The 21,763-nt window shown below is 44.7% G+C and carries 17 protein-coding genes; 10 read left to right on the top strand and 7 right to left on the bottom strand.

Annotated features, from left to right (window positions below):
* Positions 1-512 precede the first annotated feature (512 nt).
* The 6 genes from EAE89_RS00615 (at position 513) to EAE89_RS00590 (ending at position 8,887) form a co-directional block, all read left to right on the top strand.
* Positions 513-833 carry a type II toxin-antitoxin system RelE/ParE family toxin gene (locus EAE89_RS00615; protein WP_054479515.1) on the top strand — a complete coding sequence of 107 codons (321 nt, stop codon included), beginning with the start codon at positions 513-515 and terminating at the stop codon, positions 831-833.
* Entirely contained in the window at positions 830-1,108 is a 279-nt protein-coding gene (locus EAE89_RS00610) for a helix-turn-helix domain-containing protein (protein WP_214085184.1), read from the top strand. Before EAE89_RS00615 ends, EAE89_RS00610 begins: the two co-directional genes overlap by 4 nt.
* 942 nt (positions 1,109-2,050) lie before the next feature.
* Positions 2,051-3,244: an RCC1 domain-containing protein gene (locus tag EAE89_RS00605; RefSeq protein ID WP_149616159.1), complete on the top strand. Its 1,194-nt coding sequence runs from the start codon at positions 2,051-2,053 to the stop codon at positions 3,242-3,244.
* A gap of 70 nt (positions 3,245-3,314) precedes the next feature.
* Entirely contained in the window at positions 3,315-4,637 is a 1,323-nt protein-coding gene (locus EAE89_RS00600; RefSeq protein WP_054479509.1) for an RCC1 domain-containing protein, read from the top strand.
* A gap of 1,194 nt (positions 4,638-5,831) precedes the next feature.
* Positions 5,832-6,680, top strand: coding sequence for a hypothetical protein (locus EAE89_RS00595; protein WP_244866033.1), 849 nt, complete (start codon positions 5,832-5,834; stop codon positions 6,678-6,680).
* 902 nt (positions 6,681-7,582) lie between these two features.
* Positions 7,583-8,887, top strand: coding sequence for an RCC1 domain-containing protein (locus tag EAE89_RS00590; RefSeq protein WP_149616160.1), 1,305 nt, complete (start codon positions 7,583-7,585; stop codon positions 8,885-8,887).
* A gap of 90 nt (positions 8,888-8,977) precedes the next feature.
* On the opposite strand, the gene EAE89_RS00585 is transcribed toward EAE89_RS00590, so the two are convergent.
* Positions 8,978-9,121, bottom strand: a complete 144-nt coding sequence (locus EAE89_RS00585) for a hypothetical protein (protein WP_188093310.1) — start codon at positions 9,119-9,121, stop codon at positions 8,978-8,980.
* A gap of 1,229 nt (positions 9,122-10,350) precedes the next feature.
* On the opposite strand from EAE89_RS00585, the gene EAE89_RS00580 reads away from it, so the two are divergent.
* The 4 genes from EAE89_RS00580 (at position 10,351) to spoT (ending at position 14,658) form a co-directional block, all read left to right on the top strand.
* Positions 10,351-11,199, top strand: a complete 849-nt coding sequence (locus EAE89_RS00580; RefSeq protein ID WP_244866031.1) for a hypothetical protein — start codon at positions 10,351-10,353, stop codon at positions 11,197-11,199.
* Positions 11,200-11,563: 364 nt separating this feature from the next.
* Positions 11,564-12,187 (top strand): guanylate kinase, encoded by a 624-nt coding sequence (gene gmk / locus EAE89_RS00575; RefSeq protein ID WP_021326362.1) that lies wholly within the window; start codon positions 11,564-11,566, stop codon positions 12,185-12,187.
* A gap of 54 nt (positions 12,188-12,241) precedes the next feature.
* Complete coding sequence (gene rpoZ / locus EAE89_RS00570; protein ID WP_011144672.1) at positions 12,242-12,517, top strand: DNA-directed RNA polymerase subunit omega; 276 nt, start codon at positions 12,242-12,244, stop codon at positions 12,515-12,517.
* A 17-nt stretch (positions 12,518-12,534) separates the two neighbouring features.
* Complete coding sequence (spoT, locus tag EAE89_RS00565) at positions 12,535-14,658, top strand: bifunctional GTP diphosphokinase/guanosine-3',5'-bis pyrophosphate 3'-pyrophosphohydrolase (RefSeq protein WP_054480504.1); 2,124 nt, start codon at positions 12,535-12,537, stop codon at positions 14,656-14,658.
* Here spoT and EAE89_RS00560 read toward each other — a convergent pair.
* From EAE89_RS00560 to EAE89_RS00535, 6 genes are all read right to left on the bottom strand, one after another.
* Positions 14,590-15,060 carry a hypothetical protein gene (locus tag EAE89_RS00560; protein WP_214085183.1) on the bottom strand — a complete coding sequence of 157 codons (471 nt, stop codon included), beginning with the start codon at positions 15,058-15,060 and terminating at the stop codon, positions 14,590-14,592. The genes spoT and EAE89_RS00560 overlap by 69 nt on opposite strands.
* Before the next feature lie 35 nt (positions 15,061-15,095).
* The gene (locus EAE89_RS00555; RefSeq protein ID WP_054480509.1) at positions 15,096-15,587 is read right to left on the bottom strand and encodes a CaiF/GrlA family transcriptional regulator; all 492 of its coding nucleotides are present in this window, start codon (positions 15,585-15,587) and stop codon (positions 15,096-15,098) included.
* Between the two features lie 143 nt (positions 15,588-15,730).
* Positions 15,731-17,149 carry a hypothetical protein gene (locus tag EAE89_RS00550; protein ID WP_214085182.1) on the bottom strand — a complete coding sequence of 473 codons (1,419 nt, stop codon included), beginning with the start codon at positions 17,147-17,149 and terminating at the stop codon, positions 15,731-15,733.
* 165 nt (positions 17,150-17,314) lie between these two features.
* Complete coding sequence (locus tag EAE89_RS00545) at positions 17,315-20,047, bottom strand: fimbria/pilus outer membrane usher protein (protein ID WP_244866029.1); 2,733 nt, start codon at positions 20,045-20,047, stop codon at positions 17,315-17,317.
* Positions 20,048-20,131: 84 nt separating this feature from the next.
* Positions 20,132-20,893, bottom strand: a complete 762-nt coding sequence (locus tag EAE89_RS00540; RefSeq protein WP_214085181.1) for a fimbrial biogenesis chaperone — start codon at positions 20,891-20,893, stop codon at positions 20,132-20,134.
* A gap of 68 nt (positions 20,894-20,961) precedes the next feature.
* The gene (locus tag EAE89_RS00535; protein ID WP_244866027.1) at positions 20,962-21,711 is read right to left on the bottom strand and encodes a fimbrial biogenesis chaperone; all 750 of its coding nucleotides are present in this window, start codon (positions 21,709-21,711) and stop codon (positions 20,962-20,964) included.
* Positions 21,712-21,763: the final 52 nt, after the last annotated feature.

The raw sequence follows: 21,763 nt of genomic DNA, 5'->3' as shown, positions 1-21,763 counted from the left end.
GGTGAGCGAGTGCAGCCAACAAAGAGGCAGTTTGAAAGATAACGGGTATATCCATCTAGCTGCGAGCTGGCGCTAGAACGATCATAGCGCCTGAATATGTCATCATGTAAAAAATACCCGCTCAATCAGGGCAATTTTTCTCTGTATTCAATGTTTCAGCCGCAATTATCAATGTACTGAAAATAATGAACAGAATTAATATCAATAAATTAAGCATCCGTTGCTCCCTGACTATCCATGCATAACAGCAAAATAGAGGATAAAGAGAGGCTGTCCAAGGCTGAAATAATAACTTTGCGAAGCGGTTCGAAGGAATAACTTCCTGAAATCCCAAGATAACGAACTTTTTCATATACTGCATAGAGCGAATATCATGGTGAAAACCTGATGTATTTAATACTTGGTTCAGTGCTGCTATCAATAATCTCCGCCCCCAGTGGTTTTCATCGAAAACAGAGTCTTGACAACTTACAAACTTATCACATAAGATAAGATTAAGGGCAATATTGAATATGAACTGGAACATTGAACTCTATGATGGCGTCGAGGATGCAATCCTCAATATGCCACCCAGAATTCAGGCTCGCATGCTAAAACTGCTTGAGCTCATTGAAGAACATGGCGCTAATCTTGGAGAGCCACACACTAAGTCAATGGGAAAAGGTCTATTCAAGATTCGCGCCAAAGCGCAAGAAGGTCTAGGACGCGGATTGTTTTGCTATCTACAAGGTTCAAATATCATTGTCCTTCATGCGTTTATTAAGAAAAACCAGAAGATATCTAAAAAGGATCTTGATCTCGCTTATGAACGAATGAAAGAGGTTACAAAATGAGTAGCTTAAAGTCTCTAAAATCCCAAGCATTAGCTAACCCAGATGTAAAAGCTGAGTATGATGCGCTAGAACCAGAATTCGAGTTAATTAATACTCTATTACGCATGCGGCGTGCTGCTGGTTTAACTCAAAATCAAGTTGCACAGCGGATGGGAACGAAAGAAGCGAATATTTCCAGGCTTGAAAAAGGAAATGGAAACCCAACACTTAAAACACTATTGAACTACGCCAGAGCTTGCAATTGTGCACTGCATTTTGGTTTCAAAACAATTTAATCCAAGCGATATAGAAAAGCATCTTCGGGTGTTTTTCATATTTGTTTTCTTTTGTAATAGCCATGCGGGTGAACAACCGAAGGGTTAGCTGGGTAAGCTTCAATACCAAAGTGCATAGCGATACGGTTAGTCAATCTATTAAGTATTATTTTGTTATCACAAACCACTAATCAATGACGGAATAAAATATAATAACTCAGCCTGTCGAATATTCATTTGAAATCTCATTGCGCACTCCCGATGTTATTATCAAAATCAAATTTCAAATAAATATCAAAAGGCAATAATTTCACGAAATAGTTTGAAAATAAAACACTACCCAAAAATAACGGACTTTTTATAAATTATATAGAACAAATATTACGACAAAAATATTAATAATCATTCATTTCCAGCTTTGTGATTAATCATTAGTAAATTAATTTATACATTTACATATTATTAGCAACTATACCCAATAGATTTCAAGTTGCAGTGCGGCGGCAAGTGAACGCATCCCCAGGAGCATAGATAACTATGTGACTGGGGTAAGTAAACGCAGCCAACAAAGCAGCAGCTTGAAAGATGAAGGGTATATAATGATATAAATAAGGTTTCATAATTCTGATACACACATGGTCTTCGACCCTTACTATACATAGGATTATACGTTGTACAAGGTATAGCACTATTTTGGAATGTTATTTATATTTCCGCTAAGTTCTTCTAATCAAACTTAAAAATTGTAGTTTTTGTCACTTATTTGGTAGAAAAACAATTGAAGCCGGATTAAAAAATAGACTTGTCATTAGGTATTAATTATTTTTCCTATTATATTTAAAGAATAGACAACGTTCTTCATATCAGTAGAAATGCAGCTTAACCCGCAAGGGATAGATTTCATGACATAGACTCCCTGTGGGTAAAAGATAAATTCTATATAACCTTCATTAGGAGAATAATATGAGTCAAAATAACGATTTCTCACCAAATATGGATACCAACGATAATCCTATAAAACAATATTGGCAACCAAACAGGAATAGTGACGCTGATAATAATACGCCCATCGCCTCTACTAAAGAGGCAACTGCCATGTTATTACCAAATGGCAGAGTGATCGCTTGGGGAAATGGTCCTAGTAGTCAAATCCCGCCCAACATTGCTCAATTACAGGATATCGTTAGCCTGAGTGCAACAAATGATACTTTTACGGCACTACGGAAAAACCGGAGCGTGGTCGCCTGGGGAAACGAAAACGAAGATAACGATGGCCAAGTTCCACCCGACATTTCCCAATTAACGGATATTGTCAGCCTGAAAGCAACAAATTCTGCTTTCGTGGCTCTACGAGCAAACAGAAACATAGTCGCCTGGGGCAATGAATTTTCTGGCGGTCAAGTACCTGATGAAATTGCTCAATTGCAGGATATTACCAGCCTGAGTTCAACAATAAACGCATTTGCAGCCCTACGAGCAAATCGCAGCGTAGTCGCCTGGGGAATTAAGAATTGGGGAGGTCAGGTTCCGCCAGAAATTGCCCAATTGCGGGATATTGTCAGTATTAGTGCAATAGCTTCTGCTTTCACAGCTCTACGGTCAAACCGCAGCATCGTCACCTGGGGATTCCAAGACTTAGGTACTCAAATCCCACCAGAAATTATTCAATTGCAGGATATTGTCAGCATAAGCGCAACAAATTTTGCTTTTGCGGCTCTACGGGAAAATCACAGTGTCGTTACTTGGGGCGCCCCATCTTCGGATGGCAATATTCCGTCGGATATTGCCCAATTACAAGATATTGTCAGTCTGTGTACAACATCGAGTGCTTTCGCGGCCCTACGGGCAGATCGCAGTGTGGTTGTCTGGGAAGGTAATGATATCAAAACTCCACCCGAAATTGCCGTATTGCAGGATATTATCAGTATAAGTGCAACAGAAACCGCATTTGCAGCCCTACGGATGAACGGTAGCGTCGTTGCCTGGGGATATGGCAATTATCAAGGCAATCAAGTCCCTCCCGGGATAACTCGATTACAAGATATCGTTAGCCTTAGTGCATCAAGAAACTCATTCACAATAGTGCGAACCAATGGTCAGAGGGTAGGCTGGGGCTCTATTTACGACAATAAACTACATAATGAATATGATAGTTAGTTAATCCATTGAGCAGAAGTTTTACGGTACAGAAAAGGTAAATCCGATATGACCTTATTAGGAGAAGAAGATGAACCAAAATAACAATTTCTCACCAAACATGGATATCCGCGATAATTCTATAAAGTTATACCAACAATTTGGGACATACGGTAATAGTAACTCCAACGACAAGATCTGCATCGTCCCTACGGCCTGGTCAACCGCCATGTTATTACCAAATGGCAGAGTGATCGCTTGGGGAGATGATGATGTCAGAAATATCCCACCCGAAATTGCTCAATTACAGGATATAGTCAGCCTGACTTCAACAACCTCTGCTGTAGCCGCACTGCGGGCAGACCGTAGCGTGGTCGCTTGGGGTGATCGAGACAAGGGCGGCGAAGTCCCACCAGAAATTGCCAAATTACGGGATATTGTCAGTCTGAGTTCAACGTCGAGTGCTTTCGCCGCCCTGCGGGAAAACCGTAGTGTAGTCGTTTGGGGAGCTCCAGATCAGAAAGCGCCAAATTGTGGAAGCCCAATCCCACCCGATCTTGCTGAATTACAGGACATTGTCAGCCTAAGTTCAACACATTCTGCCTTCGCCGCCCTACGAGCGAATGGTAATGTGGTCGCCTGGGGAAATCCATATCAAGGAGGGCAAGTCCCATCTGACATTGCCCAGGACATTGTCAGAATAAGTACAACTGCGAACACATTCGTGGCCCAGCGGGCGAATGATCAAGTAGTCTCCTGGGGTAAATATTCTGTACCTTCTAATATAGACTACAAGTATTTCGTCAGCCTAAGTTCAACATGGGCTTCTTTCGCAGCCCTGCAAAAGGATGGTAGCGTACTCTCCTGGGGAGATGGAGAATCAGGCGGCAGCGTTCCGACAGAAATTGCCAATTTGAAGGATATTGTCAGCCTAAGTGCAACAGACAAAGCATTTGCTGCCCTGCGGGCAGACCGTAGTGTAGTTACCTGGGGTAATCCGAACTCTGGCGGTCAGGTTCCACCCGAAATTGCCTCATTAAAGGATATAGTCAGCCTACATCCCGCAATAAGTTCACATCTAGTAAGAGGCTCATTCGCTGCCTTGAGGGCAAACCGCAGCGTAGTCATCTGGGGGGCAAGTACCAGCATCCCACCCGAAATCGCCAACTTAACGGACATTGTCAGCCTAAGTGCAGCAAATGATGCGTTCGCTGCCTTACGGGCGAATGGTAGCGTGGTCTCTTGGGGACACTGTGGTCCAAACGTCAAACTCCCATCTGGGATAGCCCGATTACAGGATATCGTCAGCCTAAGTACAACAGGTAAATCTTTCGCAGTCTTACGACAGAATGGTCAGATATTAGCCTGGGATGTTGGTAACGATAATATAGTACATAGTGAATATGATGATTAGCCCATTGTTATTATGAATCATTAAAAAAACACTAAAACCAAGGCTGAGCCATATACCTCGGTTCAGCCTGTCGTTTATTCCATTTGAAATATCGGCTCCCTTTCCCACTGTTATTACTAAAATAACCGTCCAAATAAAGATGAAAAGACAATAATTCCACTAAACAGTTTGGAAAATAAATATTAAAAGCCTTAAAATAACTGATTTTTATAAACCACATAACACAAGAATTACGACAAAACCCTAACAACACCTTACTTCCTACTTTGCCATTAATTATTAGCAAATCAAGTTACTCATTCACGTAATAATAGTCATAAAGATGTATATCCCTGCTAAATTATTCTGCCTAAACCTCATTATTATCACTCTTTTAATTTATTTGTGGAAAATAATCTAAGACCCACTACCCACAATCAGATTTAGTGTTAACCAGAGGTTATCAGTTGATAAATTTTTTCTATTATCTTTTATTAAAAAGGTTGCTATCCTTATTTATGTCTTCATAGCAATAAAAAGTCAGCTTACACCGCAAGGGATAAGTTTTATGGCATCAACTCCCTGTGGGGTAAAGGTAAATCGGATATAACCTTACTAGGCGAGTAATATGAATCAAAATGACATTTTCTCTCCAAGCATCGATATTAGCGATAACCTTATATACCCAATAGATTTCAATTTGCAGCGCGGCGGCCAGTGAACGCATCCCCAGGAGCATAGATAACTATGTGACTGGGGTAAGTGAACGCAGCCAACAAAGCAGCAACTTAAAAGATGAAGGGTATAAAGGCAATACCGAGATCCTATTCTGGAAAAAGTAATAGCTCTCGTAGCAATACCCGTATTCTATACGCAACTCCCTAAGTTTTTGGGATAAGACTCATTATCCGGGATAGTCTTCCCTCCGGCCTCAACAATGGGCAATAGTCATGTTGGATTATCCATGTGTACGGCCAGTAATTGCTGATAAATCTGGCAGCAATAACGGAAGATGGCAGGCAAATATACCTTAAGCAATATGCCATCATCCTGGATCTTGAAAGTGATGTGAGGCAATTGAACGAAACCTGCCATTAAGGCAGGTCAGTGTAATAACGGCCTGCACGGGTGATCCGATGCAGAAAATAATCATCTGAAAAAGGAGGGCCCTCAAAAGGCCAATACAATCTGGCCGGGACAGGGTTATCACAGAGAATGAAAATTTTTAACCTAACAATCTGGGGATCATCCCCATCTGAATATTTAATGAATGCTAGCAACACATTCATCAGCGGAGTGAAACAGAATATTGGCCGGATAACGGCACATTGTCGCCGGTGGCCGATATGGGTGGGGGGAGTGAGCTTATCTGTAAGTGCGCTTTTCTCTACATCGGTTCTTGCATATACAGCTGAAGTCATGAACTGGGCTCCCCAACGAGCGATTGCTGCCCTCGGGCTGCCGGTATTGGATGGGGAAAACAATAACGGTAAGCCAGTTCGTTATCCACCAAAAGGGACAAGAAACTTAATAGGTGTTTTTCCACCCAAATCCAATATTAAATTTCCATTAACAAGTTATCCCACCGTGTTAAAAGATCTCATGCTTTGGGTTAGAGCGCAAAACCGTCTCTTCGTTGTTCCGCACGTCGTTACAGGACAGTACACCTGTGAGATGGCGGCCTACCGCAAAGACAGGACACCAGGAATAGCCAAGGCAACACTTTTTACAGATGCAATCGTTGTAAATAGGGATCTCCACCGGTTCACAGGGGATAGTAACGTGATGGAGTCCAAACTAGTAGATCTGTATTACTCTGTAACCTGTAAGGGAACAGGTTTTTCATGGCAGCGGAAACCTGAAGAGAAAGTCAAATTCGAAAGTGACTGGAAGAATGGGGTGCCGTCAATTGAAATGCGAGACTGCAAAGATCCCCGCCATTATATCTATAACGTTGTTTTCTGGAGTCCGCCAGATGGTTTAAATCCCAATTTTAAAGATCCAGCCATAGTGCTGCAATCTCACGCAGAAAACAATGATAACCAGCAGCAAGTGACCCCCTAAGCGTAAAGGTAATTTACCCGGGAGGGGTGATGGCAACAAATGGTCATCTTTAACAAGGCAGCCGGGGAACAATCCCCGGTTGAATAGGACGTGTTAGACATTCAGCCTATAAATCCCGAAATATCCACTAGCCAACTTCCCCCCCAGAAAATTTCTGTGGAAATGCATCGGTAACGCGACACGTATGAGCAGGTACGTGTATACTGTTACAAGAATTTTATTCTGCTTTATTTATACTCAATAGATTTCAAGTTACAGCGCAGCAGTAAGTGAAAGCAACAACCTGAAAGATGAAGGGTATACATTGTTATCACGAGCCACTAATCAATGACGGGATAAAATATAATAACTCAGCCTATCGAATATTCATTTGAAATCTCATTGCGTACTCCCGATGTTATTATCAAAATCAACTTTCAAATAAATATCAAAATAAAATAACTCCACTAAACAGTTTGGAAAATAAATATTAAAAGCCTTAAAATAACTGATTTTTATAAACCACATAACACAAGAATTACGACAAAATCCTAACAACACCTTACTTCCTACTTTGCCATTAATTATTAGCAAATCAAGTTACTCATTCACGTAATAATAGTCATAAAGATGTATATCCCTGCTAAATTATTCTGCCTAAACCTCATTATTATCACTCTTTTAATTTATTTGTGGAAAATAATCTAAGACCCACTACCCACAATCAGATTTAGTGTTAACCAAAAGTTATCAGTCGATAACTTTTTTTATTATCTTTTTTTTAAAAGGTTGCTATCCTTATTTATGTCCTCATAGCAATAAAAAGTCAGCTTACACCGCAAGGGATAAGTTTTATGGCATTAACTCCCTGTGGGTAAAGGTAAATATGAAATAATCGGATATAACCTTATTAGGAGAGTAATATGAATCAAAATGACATTTTCTCCCCAGATATGAGTCACAACGATAGTTTTATAAATCAGTATCGGGCATCTGGAAGAAATAGTACTTCTAGTAGTAATACCTTTATTGTATCTAATGGTGGAGCGACCGCTCTGTTATTACAAAATGGCAGTGTGATCGCTTGGGGGGATGAGCTTTATGGCGGCTTGGTTCCACTAGAAATCGCCGCTCTAAAGGATATCGTCAGCGTGCATGCAACAGGTAAGGCTTTCGTGGCACTACGGGCGAATCGTAGCCTAGTCGCTTGGGGGGATCGGGAATATGGCGGCCTCATTCCACCAGAAATTGCCGCATTAAAGGATATTGTCAGCCTGAGTTTAGCAAGTACTGCTGTCACAGCCCTAAGGGCAGATCACAGCATAGTCGCTTGGGGGACTCACGGTTGGGGCGGACAAATCCCACCAGAAATTGCCAAATTGAAAGATATCGTCAGCATAAGTGCAACAAATTTTGCTTTCTCAGCCCTACGGGCAGATCGCAGCCTAGTCGCTTGGGGATATTCGGATGCTGGTGGCAAGTTACCACCTGAGATCGCCAAATTACAAGATATTGTCAGTCTGAGTACAACAAGCCTTGCTTTCGCAGCCCTACGGGCAAACCACAGCGTAGTCACTTGGGGGAATCAAGGCCGAGAAAAAGAACAGCTTCCACCTGAAATCGCTAAATTGCAGGATATTGTCAAGCTGAGTTCAACAGGTATATCTTTCTTAGCGCAGAGAGCTGACCGCAGTCTGGTCACTTGGGGAAATTCAGATGCAGGTGGCCTACTTCCACCTGAAATTGCCAAATTACAGGACATTGTCAGTTGGAGTACAACGGGAAATTCATTTGCTGCTCTGCGGGCAAACCATAGCGTGGTCGCTTGGGGCGATGAAAAATCAGGCGGTCTACTCCCACCTGAAATTGCCAAATTGCAAGATATCGTCAGTCTGAATTCATCAGTATCCTCATTTTCAGCTCTGCGGGCAGATCGTAGCGTGGTAGCGTGGGGAAATCCGGATTCCGGCGGCCAAGTCCCATCTGAAATTGCTAAATTACAGGATATCATCACCATTGAAGCAACAATATCTGCATTCGCGGCCCTACGAGCAGATCGCAGCATAGTCGCTTGGGGTGATCCAAATTCAGGTGGCCTCATCCCACCTGAAATTGCCAAATTACAGGATATCGTCAGCTTAGATTCTGCCGGAAAAACATTTATGGCCTTACGAGCGAATGGTCAAATAGTAGCTTGGGATACTAAAGTGCATAGTGAATATGATTAGCTCACATCCATTGCATTGCTTGTTTATGTGTAGACCCAAAAAATATGCCAGTGGAAAATATACCTGAACGGTATACCGTCAAACGGGCTATTAAAGGTGAAGAGGGAAAATACATCGGGCAGTCAATACAAGGTGTTGTTTAACTTTTGGCAACACCTCCAACAGACAGCGCTGGAGTCCACCAGATAACGTCAGCAAACAACCCAATGGTGAGTTTTTTAACGACCCTGCCATCCTTGATACCCAAGAGAAGATGAAGCCCTGACAGATGAATATCATTTATCCGGGATGTAGCGGGTAGTAACAAATATAAATATTTAACAAAACAATCGGAAAGCAATTCCCGGTTGAATATCCAATGAATTATTTAAATGAATTATTTAAAGGAATACGAACATGTTTACTTCCAGATTAACGATGTTGCACTTATTATGTGAATCTACCAAAAACCTTAAAATAACTGATTTTTATAAACCACATAACACAAGAATTACGACAAAACTCTAACAACACCTTACTTCCTACTTTGCCATTAATTATTAGCAAATCAAGTTACTCGCTCACGTAATAATAGTCATAAAGATGTATATTCTCTCTAAATTCTTCCGTTCAAACCTCATTGTTATCACTCTTTTAATTTATTTGTGGAAAATAATCTAAGACCCACTACCCACAATCAGATTTAGTGTTAACCAGAGGTTATCAGTTGATAACTTTTTTCTATTATCCTTTTTCAAAAAGAGCTGCTAGTATTATCTATGTCTTATTAGTCACAGTAGAAAATCAGCTTAACCCGCAAGGGATAATTTTTATGGTATAAGCTCCCCTGTAGGTAAAAGGTAAATCCGATATAACCTTAATTTAGGCGAGTAATATGAATCAAAATGACATTTTCTCTCCTGGCATCGATATTAGCGATAATTTTATATACCCAATAGATTTCAATTTGCAGCGCGGCGGCAAGTGAACGCATCCCCAGGAGCATAGATAACTATGTGACTGGGGTAAGTGAACGCAGCCAACAAAGCAGCAACTTGAAAGATGAAGGGTATAAAGGCAATACCGAGATCCTATTCTGAAAAAAGTAATAGCTCTCGTAGCAATACCCATATTCTATACGCAACCCCCTAATTTTTTGGGATAAGACTCATTATCCGGGATAGTCTTCCCTCCGGCCTCAAACGCAATGGACAATAGTCATGTTGGATGATCCATGTGTACGGCCAGTAATTGCTGATAAATCTGGCAGCAATAACGGAAGATGGCAGGCAAATATACCTTAAGCAATATGCCATCATCCTGGATCTTGAAAGTGATGTGAGGCAATTGAACGAAACCTGCCATTAAGGCAGGTCAGTGTAATAACGGCCTGCACGGGTGATCCGATGCAGAAAATAATCATCTGAAAAAGGAGGACCCTTAAAGGCCAATACAATCTGGCCGGGACAGGGTTATCACAGAGAATGAAAATTTTTAACCTAACAATCGGGGGATCATCCCCATCTGAATATTTAATGAATGCTGGCAACACATCCATCAGCGGGGTGAAACAGGATATTGGCCGGATAACGGCACATTGTCGCCGGTGGCCGATATGGGTGGTGGGAGTGGGCTTATCTGTAAGTGCGCTTTTCGCTACCCCGGTTCTTGCATATAGAGCTGAAGTCATAGACTGGGTTCCCCAACGAGCCATTATTGCCCTCGGCCAGCCGGTATTGGATGGGGAAAACAATAACGGTAAGCCAGTTCGTTATCCGCCAAAAGGGACAAAAAACTTAATAGGTGTTTTTCCACCCAAATCCAATGTTGAGTTTCCAGAAACAAAGTATCCCACCGTGTTAAAAGATCTTATGCTTTGGGTTAAAGCGCAAAACCATCTCTTCGTTGTTCCGCACGTCGTTACAGGACAGTACACCTGTGAGATGGCGGCCTACCGCAAAGACGGGGCAAAAGGAATAGCCAAGTCAACACTTTTTACAGATGCCGTCGTTGTAAATAAGGATATCCACTGGTTCAAAGGGGATAGTAACGTGATGGAGTCCAAATTAGTAGATCTGTATTACTCTGTATCCTGTAAGGGAACAGGTTTTTCATGGCAGCGGAAACCTGAAGAGAAAGTCAAATTCGAAAGTGACTGGAAGAATGGGGTGCCGTCAATTGAAATGCAAGACTGCAAAGATCCCAAATATTCTATCTATAACGTTGTTTTCTGGAGTCCACCAGATGGCTTAAATCCCAATTTTAAAGATCCAGCCATAGTGCTGCAATCTCACGCAGAAAACAATGATAACCAGCAGCAAGTGACCCCCTAAGCGTAAAGGTAATTTACCCGGGAGGGAGGTGATGGCGACAAATGGTCATCTTTAACAAGGCAGCCGGGGAACAATCCCCGGTTGAATAGGGCGTGTTAGATATTCAGCCTATAAATTCCGACGGGTAAAACCAAACAAGCGGCGATACAAAAATATCCACTCGCTAGCTTTCCCCCAGAAAATTTCTGCGGAAATGCATCGGTAACGCGACACGTATGAGCAGGTACGTGTATACTGTTACAAGAATTTTATTCTGCTTTTATTTATCCCCAATAGATTTCAAGTTGCAGCGCAGCAGTAAGTGAAAGCAGCAACCTGGAAGATAAAGGGTATACATTGTTATCCAATCAACCAAGATATCATCATGATCCAAGGCACATTATATATTGTCTCTGCGCCAAGCGGGGCGGGTAAATCAAGTCTGATTCAGGCTTTATTAAAAACACAACCTTTGTACGATACTCAGGTTTCTGTTTCCCATACCACGCGCGCAATGCGTCCCGGTGAAAATCATGGTGAACACTATTTCTTTATCACTGAAGAAGCCTTTTGCCAAATGATCGATAATCACGAATTTCTGGAACACGCCCGTGTTTTCGGTAATTATTACGGTACATCCCAGAAAGTGATTGAAGAAACCCTGACCAGTGGCGTTGATGTCTTTCTTGATATCGATTGGCAAGGCGCGCAGCAGATCCGCAAACAAATGCCCTCTGCCCGCAGTATTTTTATCCTACCACCGTCAAAAGAAGAGCTTTGCCGCCGTCTGCGCGGTCGGGGTCAGGACAGTGAAGACATTATTGAAAAACGCATGGAGCAGGCTGTTGCAGAAATGGTTCACTATAACGAATATGATTATTTAATCGTTAATGACGATTTCAATACTGCATTGGCCGATCTGCACACCATTATCCGTTCAGAACGCCTGCATCGGGAGCGCCAGGCACAACGGCATGATGCTTTAATCAGCAAATTATTGGCAGACTGAACCCAATTTCAGTATTATGCCCAGTCATTTCTTTACCTGTGGAGTCGCACACATATGGCACGCGTAACTGTTCAAGACGCTGTAGAAAAAATTGGTAACCGTTTTGACCTGGTGTTGGTCGCTGCTCGTCGAGCACGTCAACTGCAAACAGGCGGTAAAGACCCGCTGGTTGCTGAAGAGAACGATAAAGTGACCGTTATCGCTCTACGTGAAGTGGAAGAGGGCCTGATTAACGGTAAAATCTTGGATGTCCGTGAGCGCCAGGAACAACAAGAGCAGGAAGCAGCAGAAATGCAGGCGGTTTCCGCTATCGCGGAAAGTCGTCGTTAATCTACGGTAGGTCTGCCTTGTATCTGTTCGAAAGCCTGAATCTGCTTATCCAAAAATACCTGCCTGGGAGTCAAATTGAACTCCTCAAGCAGGCTTATTCTGTTGCACGGGATGCCCATGAAGGGCAAACCCGTACCAGTGGTGAACCCTACATTACGCATCCTGTCGCGGTTGCCTGTATTCTGGCCGAGATGCGTCTCGACCATGAGACACTGATGGCCGCTTTGTTGCATGATGTTATTGAAGACACACCCGCCACCTTTCAGGATATCGCACAACCTTTTGGCCCTGTGGTCGCTGGGTTAGTTGAAGGGGTTTCCAAGCTTGATAAGCTGAATTTCCGCGATAAAAAAGAGGCACAAGCAGAAAACTTCCGCAAAATGATCATGGCGATGGTGCAAGATATCCGCGTCATTTTGATCAAACTGGCAGACCGTACCCATAATATGCGTACTCTCGGGGCGCTACGTCCAGATAAACGCCGTCGTATCGCCCGGGAAACGTTAGAGATCTACAGCCCCTTAGCCCACCGTCTGGGGATTCATCATCTGAAAACGGAGTTAGAGGAATTAGGGTTTGAGGCCCTTCACCCTAACCGCTATCGGGTTATCAAAGAGGTGGTAAAAGCGGCCCGTGGTAACCGTAAGGAGATGATCCAGAAAATTTTGTCTGAAATTGCAGGCAGGCTGGCTGAAGCCAATATTGAGTGCAAAGTCAGTGGCAGGGAAAAACATCTCTATTCTATCTACCGGAAAATGCACCTCAAAGAGCAACGTTTCCATTCTATTATGGATATCTATGCATTTCGGGTCATTGTTAATAATGTTGATATCTGCTATCGGGTTTTGGGGCAGATGCACAGCCTGTATAAACCCCGCCCGGGCAGAGTCAAAGATTACATTGCTATTCCTAAAGCCAACGGTTATCAATCCCTGCACACTTCTCTGATTGGCCCTCATGGGGTGCCAGTTGAGGTCCAGATCCGCACCGAAGATATGGATCAAATGGCTGAAATGGGCGTCGCAGCACACTGGGCTTACAAAGAACAAGGTGAATCCGGTACCGCCGCGCAAGTTCGCGCTCAACGCTGGATGCAAAGTTTGCTGGAGCTACAGCAAAGTGCCGGCAGCTCTTTTGAATTTATCGAAAGCGTTAAATCTGATCTGTTTCCTGATGAGATTTACGTTTTTACCCCGAAAGGGCGCATTGTGGAATTACCCGCCGGTGCCACCCCAGTTGACTTTGCTTACGCCGTACACACCGATATTGGTCACGCCTGCGTGGGTTCGCGAGTGGATCGTCAGCCATATCCACTGTCCCAATCGCTTGCCAGCGGCCAAACCGTTGAAATTATCACCGCACCGGGCGCTCGTCCAAATGCGGCCTGGCTGAACTTTGTCGTCAGTTCAAAAGCCCGCGCTAAAATCCGCCAGTTGCTGAAAAACCTTAAGCGGGAAGACTCCATTGGGCTGGGCCGCCGCCTGTTAAATCACGCGTTAGGTAATGGGAAAAAACTTGTTGATATTCCACAGGAAAATATCACTAAAGAGTTGACGAGAATGAAACTCTCAACAATAGATGATCTACTGGCTGAAATCGGGCTTGGCAATACCATGAGTATCGTCGTCGCCCGCAACCTGTTAGGCGCACAGGAAAATACCACAAGCACAAGCACCAGTAGCCATAACAGCAGAGCACGTAAATTGCCCATCAAAGGCGCTGACGGTGTACTTATTACTTTCGCCAAATGCTGCCGCCCCATCCCCGGAGACCCAATTATCGCCCATATCAGCCCCGGCAAAGGGTTGGTTATCCACCATGAATCCTGCCGTAATATTCGGGGCTATCAGAAAGAACCCGAAAAATTTATGGCCGTTGAATGGGATAAAGAGATCAATAACGATTTCACCGCCGAAATAAAAGTGGATATGTTTAACCACCAAGGGGCTTTGGCAAATCTGACTGCCGCCATTAACGCAGCCAATTCCAGTATTCAAGGTATGAATACTGAAGAAAAAGATGGTCGTGTTTACTGCGCTTTTATCCGGCTGACCACCAAAGATCGTATTCAGTTAGCGAATATTATGCGCAAAATCCGAATTATGCCGGATGTGATGCGAGTCAGCCGTAACAGAAACTAAACCGGATAGCCCGTGCAAATCAGCAGGTGAACAGCCAACCGCGCTATCCACAGCCGACCCACAAGACACTACCGGCAATGACGGCACCAGCCGCACGTCATCCCGGTTATCAAAGAACAGACCAATCAATGCTGAATCAACCTCATCCAGTATGCGGTCTAACCAACCCTCTCCCCCCACACCAAACATCAATACCAACCCGATAGCGATAAACAACAGTGGCAAAATCCATGTTCGGCACCAATACGCTAACAGCAGACGGGGATACAGCGAGTAGCGAATTTTGTTGCCCAATAAAAATCCACAGACAGTCAACAATACAATACCGATAACCAGTACCACCCGGCTTATCAGCATCCCATAAGGCATCACACACGCAATCGATAAAAACTCATCTTCCATCATGTCCCACCAAACAGCCACATGTGTGATACGACTCAGGAGATAAACGGAACACAAGCCCGCTGCAAAAACCAAGTGCGCATGTGATTAGCTTGTGATGACGTCCGGGAGCGCGTCGATTTCACCGTTTTCGTTACCGGCGCCTGACCCTTCTGGGGCATAGGTTCAACAACTGCCGTAACAATCAGCATCAGCCGACGGCTTCCCTGCTTCTCACGAAAGAAGACTTTTTCACAGGCAATCACATCACGTCGCTCATTGTAGATATAATTCATTACATCTGTTGCCCGGCGTTCCGTCACTCGGAACACCTGGCTGATTTCACTTTTGGTAAATCCGCGTCCCTTCAATAATCCCCAATACGCGACCGCCATGTACAACGGTGTATCATTCAAATGAGACAAGCAGGCAGGCAGACGAAAATCCCCATGATTACTTTGTTTACCCGTAATAGTCTGACTTCCAAGCAAATCGGTCTGACTGCCGCTTATCTGAAGCAGCATTGAATCATTAACATTGATTGTCATTTTACTCTCCCCCGGTGACTAACTGGTTTTCCTGTTACCACATGAGAAATGAAATACTGTGATTTATCTGAAATGAAATACCTATAGGCTAATCCGCCCACCATATTTAATGATTTGTGTAAAAATAACGCTCGTCGCAGGCGCTATGGCCTTACCAACGTCATGTCAAAACTCGTCTGGAAAGCACCATAATCCGAACGCGTCAATCTCCGGAGTTGCCAGACGCTTCCAGTGAAAGAGAACCGAAAAGTCGTAGTCTGTTGTGTAGGTGGTGTAGATGGTGTAGGGTTCTCCACTTGAAGGCACACAAAACCACCCGTTCCTGCATCTTTACTATTATTACCGTCGGCAAATGTTATTTGCTTATTCATTGACTGCGTTGTATTACCTTTACCCACAACAATATTCCCCCCACAACTAAATTTAGGATCAGCACTGAAACTAACCGGACCACTCTGAGAAGGTCCCTGGACTTCTACGCTAGACAGCGCAAGCTTTACCCCCAACGCTTCATTATTAATCTCTTTATTATCCTCCTCTGCATTATGTATCACCCGCAACATTTGATTCTGAGTACCTGGCATTAGATATTGGGAAGATGCCACCACAATTACCGTGCCGCCTGTATTTTCTCCTTCGGTGACAATGCAGGAAACTTTCATCATACGCCAGCTCATATCCTTGAGTTTGACGGGGTTGAAGTGACCGCTTCCCGGGGGGTCGTCTACTGGCTGAACCTCACCAAAGCCAAATGTGAAGCCATAATTAGAGTCCGCCGGAAAAAAACACTCTGGCGGCTGCAATATTACTGTAGGGTCTTTAATCTCAGGGAGACTACCTAGTGGTCGTTGCCAAACCACAAAATCGTTCTCACGTGAGGTCTTAACCTGAAATCCTACAAGATCACCATTAGGACTCGTGTCGAATTTGATCTTCTGGTCGGGATGTCGCTGCCATGAAAAGTTGTCCCCGCTACAAGAAGCATCGAATTTGAAATCTTGCAATGCCGCATTTTTTACATCTTCATCAATCTTGGTATCGCCATTGTTTACCTCAAGAGATTCGTATTCAGTTTGATTAAGACCCGAATTATTCATCATATCCAGCGAAAAGCGCTTTTCCGCTGTTCCCGGACGATTATCCTTAAAGCTAGCTTTAATTTTACAGTTGTATGTACCCGAGCTAACTTGCAAAGCGTCAAAGATTTTCCCCTTAGATACGAGCCGAAACTTAGCGTTCTCCATCGTTATTTTGGGGTCATCTCCTTGCCACAACATTGATGATACATTGGGAAACACAATATTTGCGCCTAAGTTTGCTTTCCCCGATGCGGGATAAGTGATGACAGAGCGATTCCACGGCACTGCTTGCCTAGGCCCAAGCGCATCACTAACTGCCGCTGCGTTCCAGTATTCTACTTGTGTAGCAAGTACCGAGGAGGAAGAAAAGATACCCACAGATAGGCATATTACGCCTGCCCATGTCGGCCGCTGGCAACGATAAGCTACCATCCGACCAACAGCCTGCATTATCCTGTTAATAAACATTTTATTCATATTCATGCGATACCCAACCAAGGATTACTCCCCAATTGTCCTGTTAGAACTTCTCATTCGTTGCCATCACCCCGTCTCAGCCGAAATACATCCACCTCTCAGGGGATTCCTCTTCTTTTGGTTTTCTGCATTGGATTGCCCGTGCAGATTGTCACCATACAGCATCCCTTTTTAACGGCAGGTTTCGTTCAGTTGCCTCATTGGACTCCAACTCTTATCGCCTTTCTTCTTTATCGGAGGCGCTCCCAAGTCAAATGCCACCTCGCACTGGCTATCCGGTGTATTACTCCACTTCACTTTCAGTACCCCCTTAGACGGCATACCACTCAGGTACACTTGCCCACCATCTCCCACTATCGCCGCCAGATTTGTATCTGCCTCCCCTTTCAGCCCCGCCATTGCCCCAAACGGTACAGGTTTACCGCGATAGGTGAGATTCATCAGCAATTGCTGCCCAATACGTACGGGGTAATCCACTATCACAACAGCCCCCTTCGTCGGGAATACGTTCTTGCTGCCTTGCTCCATATTCGCCCCTTCAGGCAGTGATGACGGGTCTAAGCTGATACTGTTACGGCTGTATGTCCTAGCATATGGCATAACCGCATACCCCCAGCGATCAGTAGTAACCGAGCTGGAGTTCATCACACGCACACCTTCAACCCCCGCGGTTCGCACTAATACAGCAGCATCGCCAATACGCGACGTCAAGGTGACGCCATGCTGATGAGCAACCAATCCTCCGTTAACCCCATAGTTCACACTACGCCCCCCCTGTGAATCGTAGTTGTATCCCAAGTTCGCCTGCCCGAAAGCGCCATTGTATCCCATCGACACGGAGCCACTGTTTCCTTGCCCTTGATTAGCCTGGCTTTGTGATACGCTCCAGGACAGACTATTGTCATCCAGTACGGAGCCACCTAACCCTAGCTGGCTATTGCTACGCCCGGAACTATCACGGAAAAAATTATAATTAACATACGCATTATTCAGGGCCGCATAGGAGCCAAATAAGCTCAGAGGAACATTCACGTTCAACGAAATTTGCCGATTCTCAGGCCAATCACCATTACCTCGCATGCGATCAATGCTGTAATTAAGCCCCCAACCCACACGGTAGAAAGAACCATTCAACCCCATCGACAGCGTGGTATTGGTTTTAGAGCTGCCCCAGTAGTTATCCCGCCGACCACTGAGCCACAAGGAATAATTACCGGGCAATGACTGGCTTAGTCTCGTTTGCCAACTGCTACGCCGCCGTTCAGACATCCAATAGGGAAGTTCTCCCCAAACACTGTAGCCTTGGATATTCGCATCCGAGAAACTCAGATAATTACGGGTGGAATAGCGGTACGCGGTTAAATCCACTGTCGTGCCAGTGGTCAGCATACTTTTCGAATATTTAGCACGGTAAGACTCCCCGCGCAGGAAGTTAGTCGCATTTTGCAACCGAGTTCGAGCCGTCGTGACATCCGCAGATAACGCCCCCATCATACCAAGGGAAAACCCAGCCCCCAGCGCCGCAGACTGGTACGATTGCGCCACCAACCCCCCACCGTATAATGTGACGTTGCCAGGCAAACCGTAAATCATCGAGGCCATGCCAAACACCGGCTTACGATTGTTGTATCCCCCCGCACGATAGCGCCCGGCTGCCACTTCGTACTTAAATTGCCCCTGCCGCAGCATCATGGGCAAACTAGAATAGGCTTGACTGAACCCATGGTGGGTACCATCCGCCTCAGTTATCGTTACCTGTAAGTCGCCTGCGGTACTGCTGCCGACCAGATCTGTGATACGAAATGGGCCTGGCGCGACGTTGGTTTGGTAAATCACGCTTCCATTCTGCGTCACCGTAATCTGCGCATTGGATTTAGCTATCCCGCTGATAATCGGTGCAAAACCACTCTGCCTGCCAGGCATCATTGCGTCACTGGAGGCAAGCCCAATACCCCGATAAGGAAAACCATCAAATACCTGACCCGCTACGTTGCCAGTCGAGGTATCCCCTATCGTCAGGTCACTGCGTAACATCACTACATCACGCTGCAAATAGGTTTGTAAAAAATTCCAACTTTGTTGGGATTGCGTCGTTTTCTTCGCTGGACCATTAAATGAGTCATACCAATTATAAGTCTGAGTACTATAAGAATAGGTGGCAGTATTACGCAGACGCCAGGCCCCCAAATTCAACCCAGAATTAAAGCTACCGAACAGACTCTGACTCGTCTGTTTATTGCCAAATTGTGAGCGTCGGTTCTGATTGCCATTAATATTGTAATTCAATAAAAAAGCCGGAATCCCCTCTTGCCACAACTTTGGATCAACCAAACCATTCTCCAAAGGTTTCATCGCTATCTGGGGAACACTCAAGCTCAACTTCATCTGAGAAAAATTCAGATGAGCCGTGGCCTGAGGAATGAATTTGCTTAATGGACTACCCATTGGTTTATCCGGCGGCAATGCTTTTAATGCCGGTATACTACCCACATTGACACCCGCAGCCTCCAATAAATTTGGGGTAAGTACAGGAACCAGCGCGTTACTATCAGCACCATTATGCTGGAACGTAACATCACGTGAATCAAAGAAAGTACTATTAATGTAGATGTCAACTCGGTAAGTTCCCGGCGCCTGACCACCAGCAGTTTCAAACTGTGATAAATCCACCGTCTGCCCTGAACTTTGACCAAACTCCAATAAAGAAGGATCAAAATAGTCACGCGCTGTTACCTGAGTATGCCAACCCGCCAGTAATACCAACATCATCCGGTAAAAAACCGGTGAAAGGCACAATTCTATTCCGCATTTTGACAAGGACATAGCGGTGGAAATGCCCGGACTTATACGACAAATAGACGGACGTTCTGAACGACGGCTTATTGCCGGAATTATTACTTTCATTCTTAATTGCCATCTCTATTATTTAATACTAGGTCCGTTGCTCACCTATCTTCTGTTGATATCTGCAACGCCACTCACTATTAGCTAGCGGCTGCCAGAGACAACAACGGACCGGCTCTCTTCATCGGTATTTAAACCAAATTCATCGATAGCTCGCCACAATACTGTGACATGACTACCCGGTAGTGCTTTACCCGATGGCAGTGACCAGCTCTGCTGACTCAATGGCGGCACCATACTGAACAAACTCCCAACAGGCATAGCAAACGAATTCACCTTCAAAGTCTGCAACGTTATCCAGAACGGCGACGGATTCGTTAGAGTCACAGTATCTTCCTTGACCGATACCTGTAACTGCTTCACTGCTCCAGCAACCCCCTCTTTTGGTAATCCTTTCGGGCGATAGAACAACTTCACTGCCAGAGTCATGATCACTTTCATCTGGACAAAGTTATTTGGCGCAGAATTTTCCTTCTCGGAAGGCAACAGACGCACATTCAGAAAGAACACCGACTCACGATCTTTTGGAAAGTCCCCACCAGTACGAAGGATTTTCAGTACTTGGCTACTATGCGCATTCACCTTGCCCAGAGGAGGAATCACGATAAACGGCGCATTAACCGCTGTCGGTAAACCGCTCTTTGGGTCCATTTCCCGTACCATTGACTGAATCAGGTAGTTGTCGTCACTGTTATTACTGAAAGTCGACATGGCACCATTGCTGGATGATCCAAGGTAGATCACACGCGGCTCATCGATAAACGTCCCCCGCAGCTCTGCCTTCAGTCGCGATACAGGCAAGATCATTAACAAAGTACACAACACAGCTGTATATATCTGTTTCATTGAAGTATCCCATTCATGCCATGTAGTGTTTCTTCATCCCAAAAATATTACTCAGTCCCAAACATTGGTTAGTGGCTCTGCAATACACCGTTCTGCGGCTTACTTTCTCCCCCGAAATCGGTCATCATCGCCCACGTCACCTTATCAGCCGCTTTACCGGCCAAGCCGGTCAGGGAATAAGTCACCTGACCAAAAGGCGCTAACATGGATGGCGCTTTATTCAGGTTTATGCTTTCACCAGCCAGGTTCAGCCAAGAAAACGTTTGGTAATACGGCGTCGGATTAACCACCACAACGGTATTGCTGGTTCGCGTAAACGTCAGCCGGGAATACGCCTGTTTCGGTGTCATCGGTAGATTATCTGGCCGGTAAATAAATTTAATGTTCATACCTAGCGAGATAGACAAGGATGCATCAACCTTATCCTGTTGCCCATCAGACTCACGGGGAGCTACCCCCGCAGGAATCGCATTGATGCGAAGACGAAACAGTGACTCACGATCAGCCGGGAAATCACCACCGGTACGGATAACGCGCATCACATTCGCGCTGTTACCCTCTAGACGAAATAAGGGGGGCAGCACAGTAAACGCCGATGACCGAGCCTTGATATCATCCCAAGAGGTCACTGCCGCTTGTATCAGATACGCGCTATCACCCGAATTCTGCAACGAGATACTTTGTACTTTGTCGCTTTGATGATAAACCAGCCGTGTCTGTCCTAGCATCAGACCGGCATGAGCCGGTAACGCCATCATTGCCCATAGCCCCAATAATCCTATTATCCACGCTTTCATATTCACCGTTTTTATATTCATACCTTCCACTTCACTTCCGGCAACATTTATCAGGCGTACCTGAATTTAGTTA

This window comes from Photorhabdus heterorhabditis (assembly GCF_018448905.1).
GTDB lineage: Bacteria > Pseudomonadota > Gammaproteobacteria > Enterobacterales > Enterobacteriaceae > Photorhabdus > Photorhabdus heterorhabditis.
Note: the sequence above shows the minus strand (reverse complement) of the source record. Positions and strands in the feature narration are given on the sequence as shown.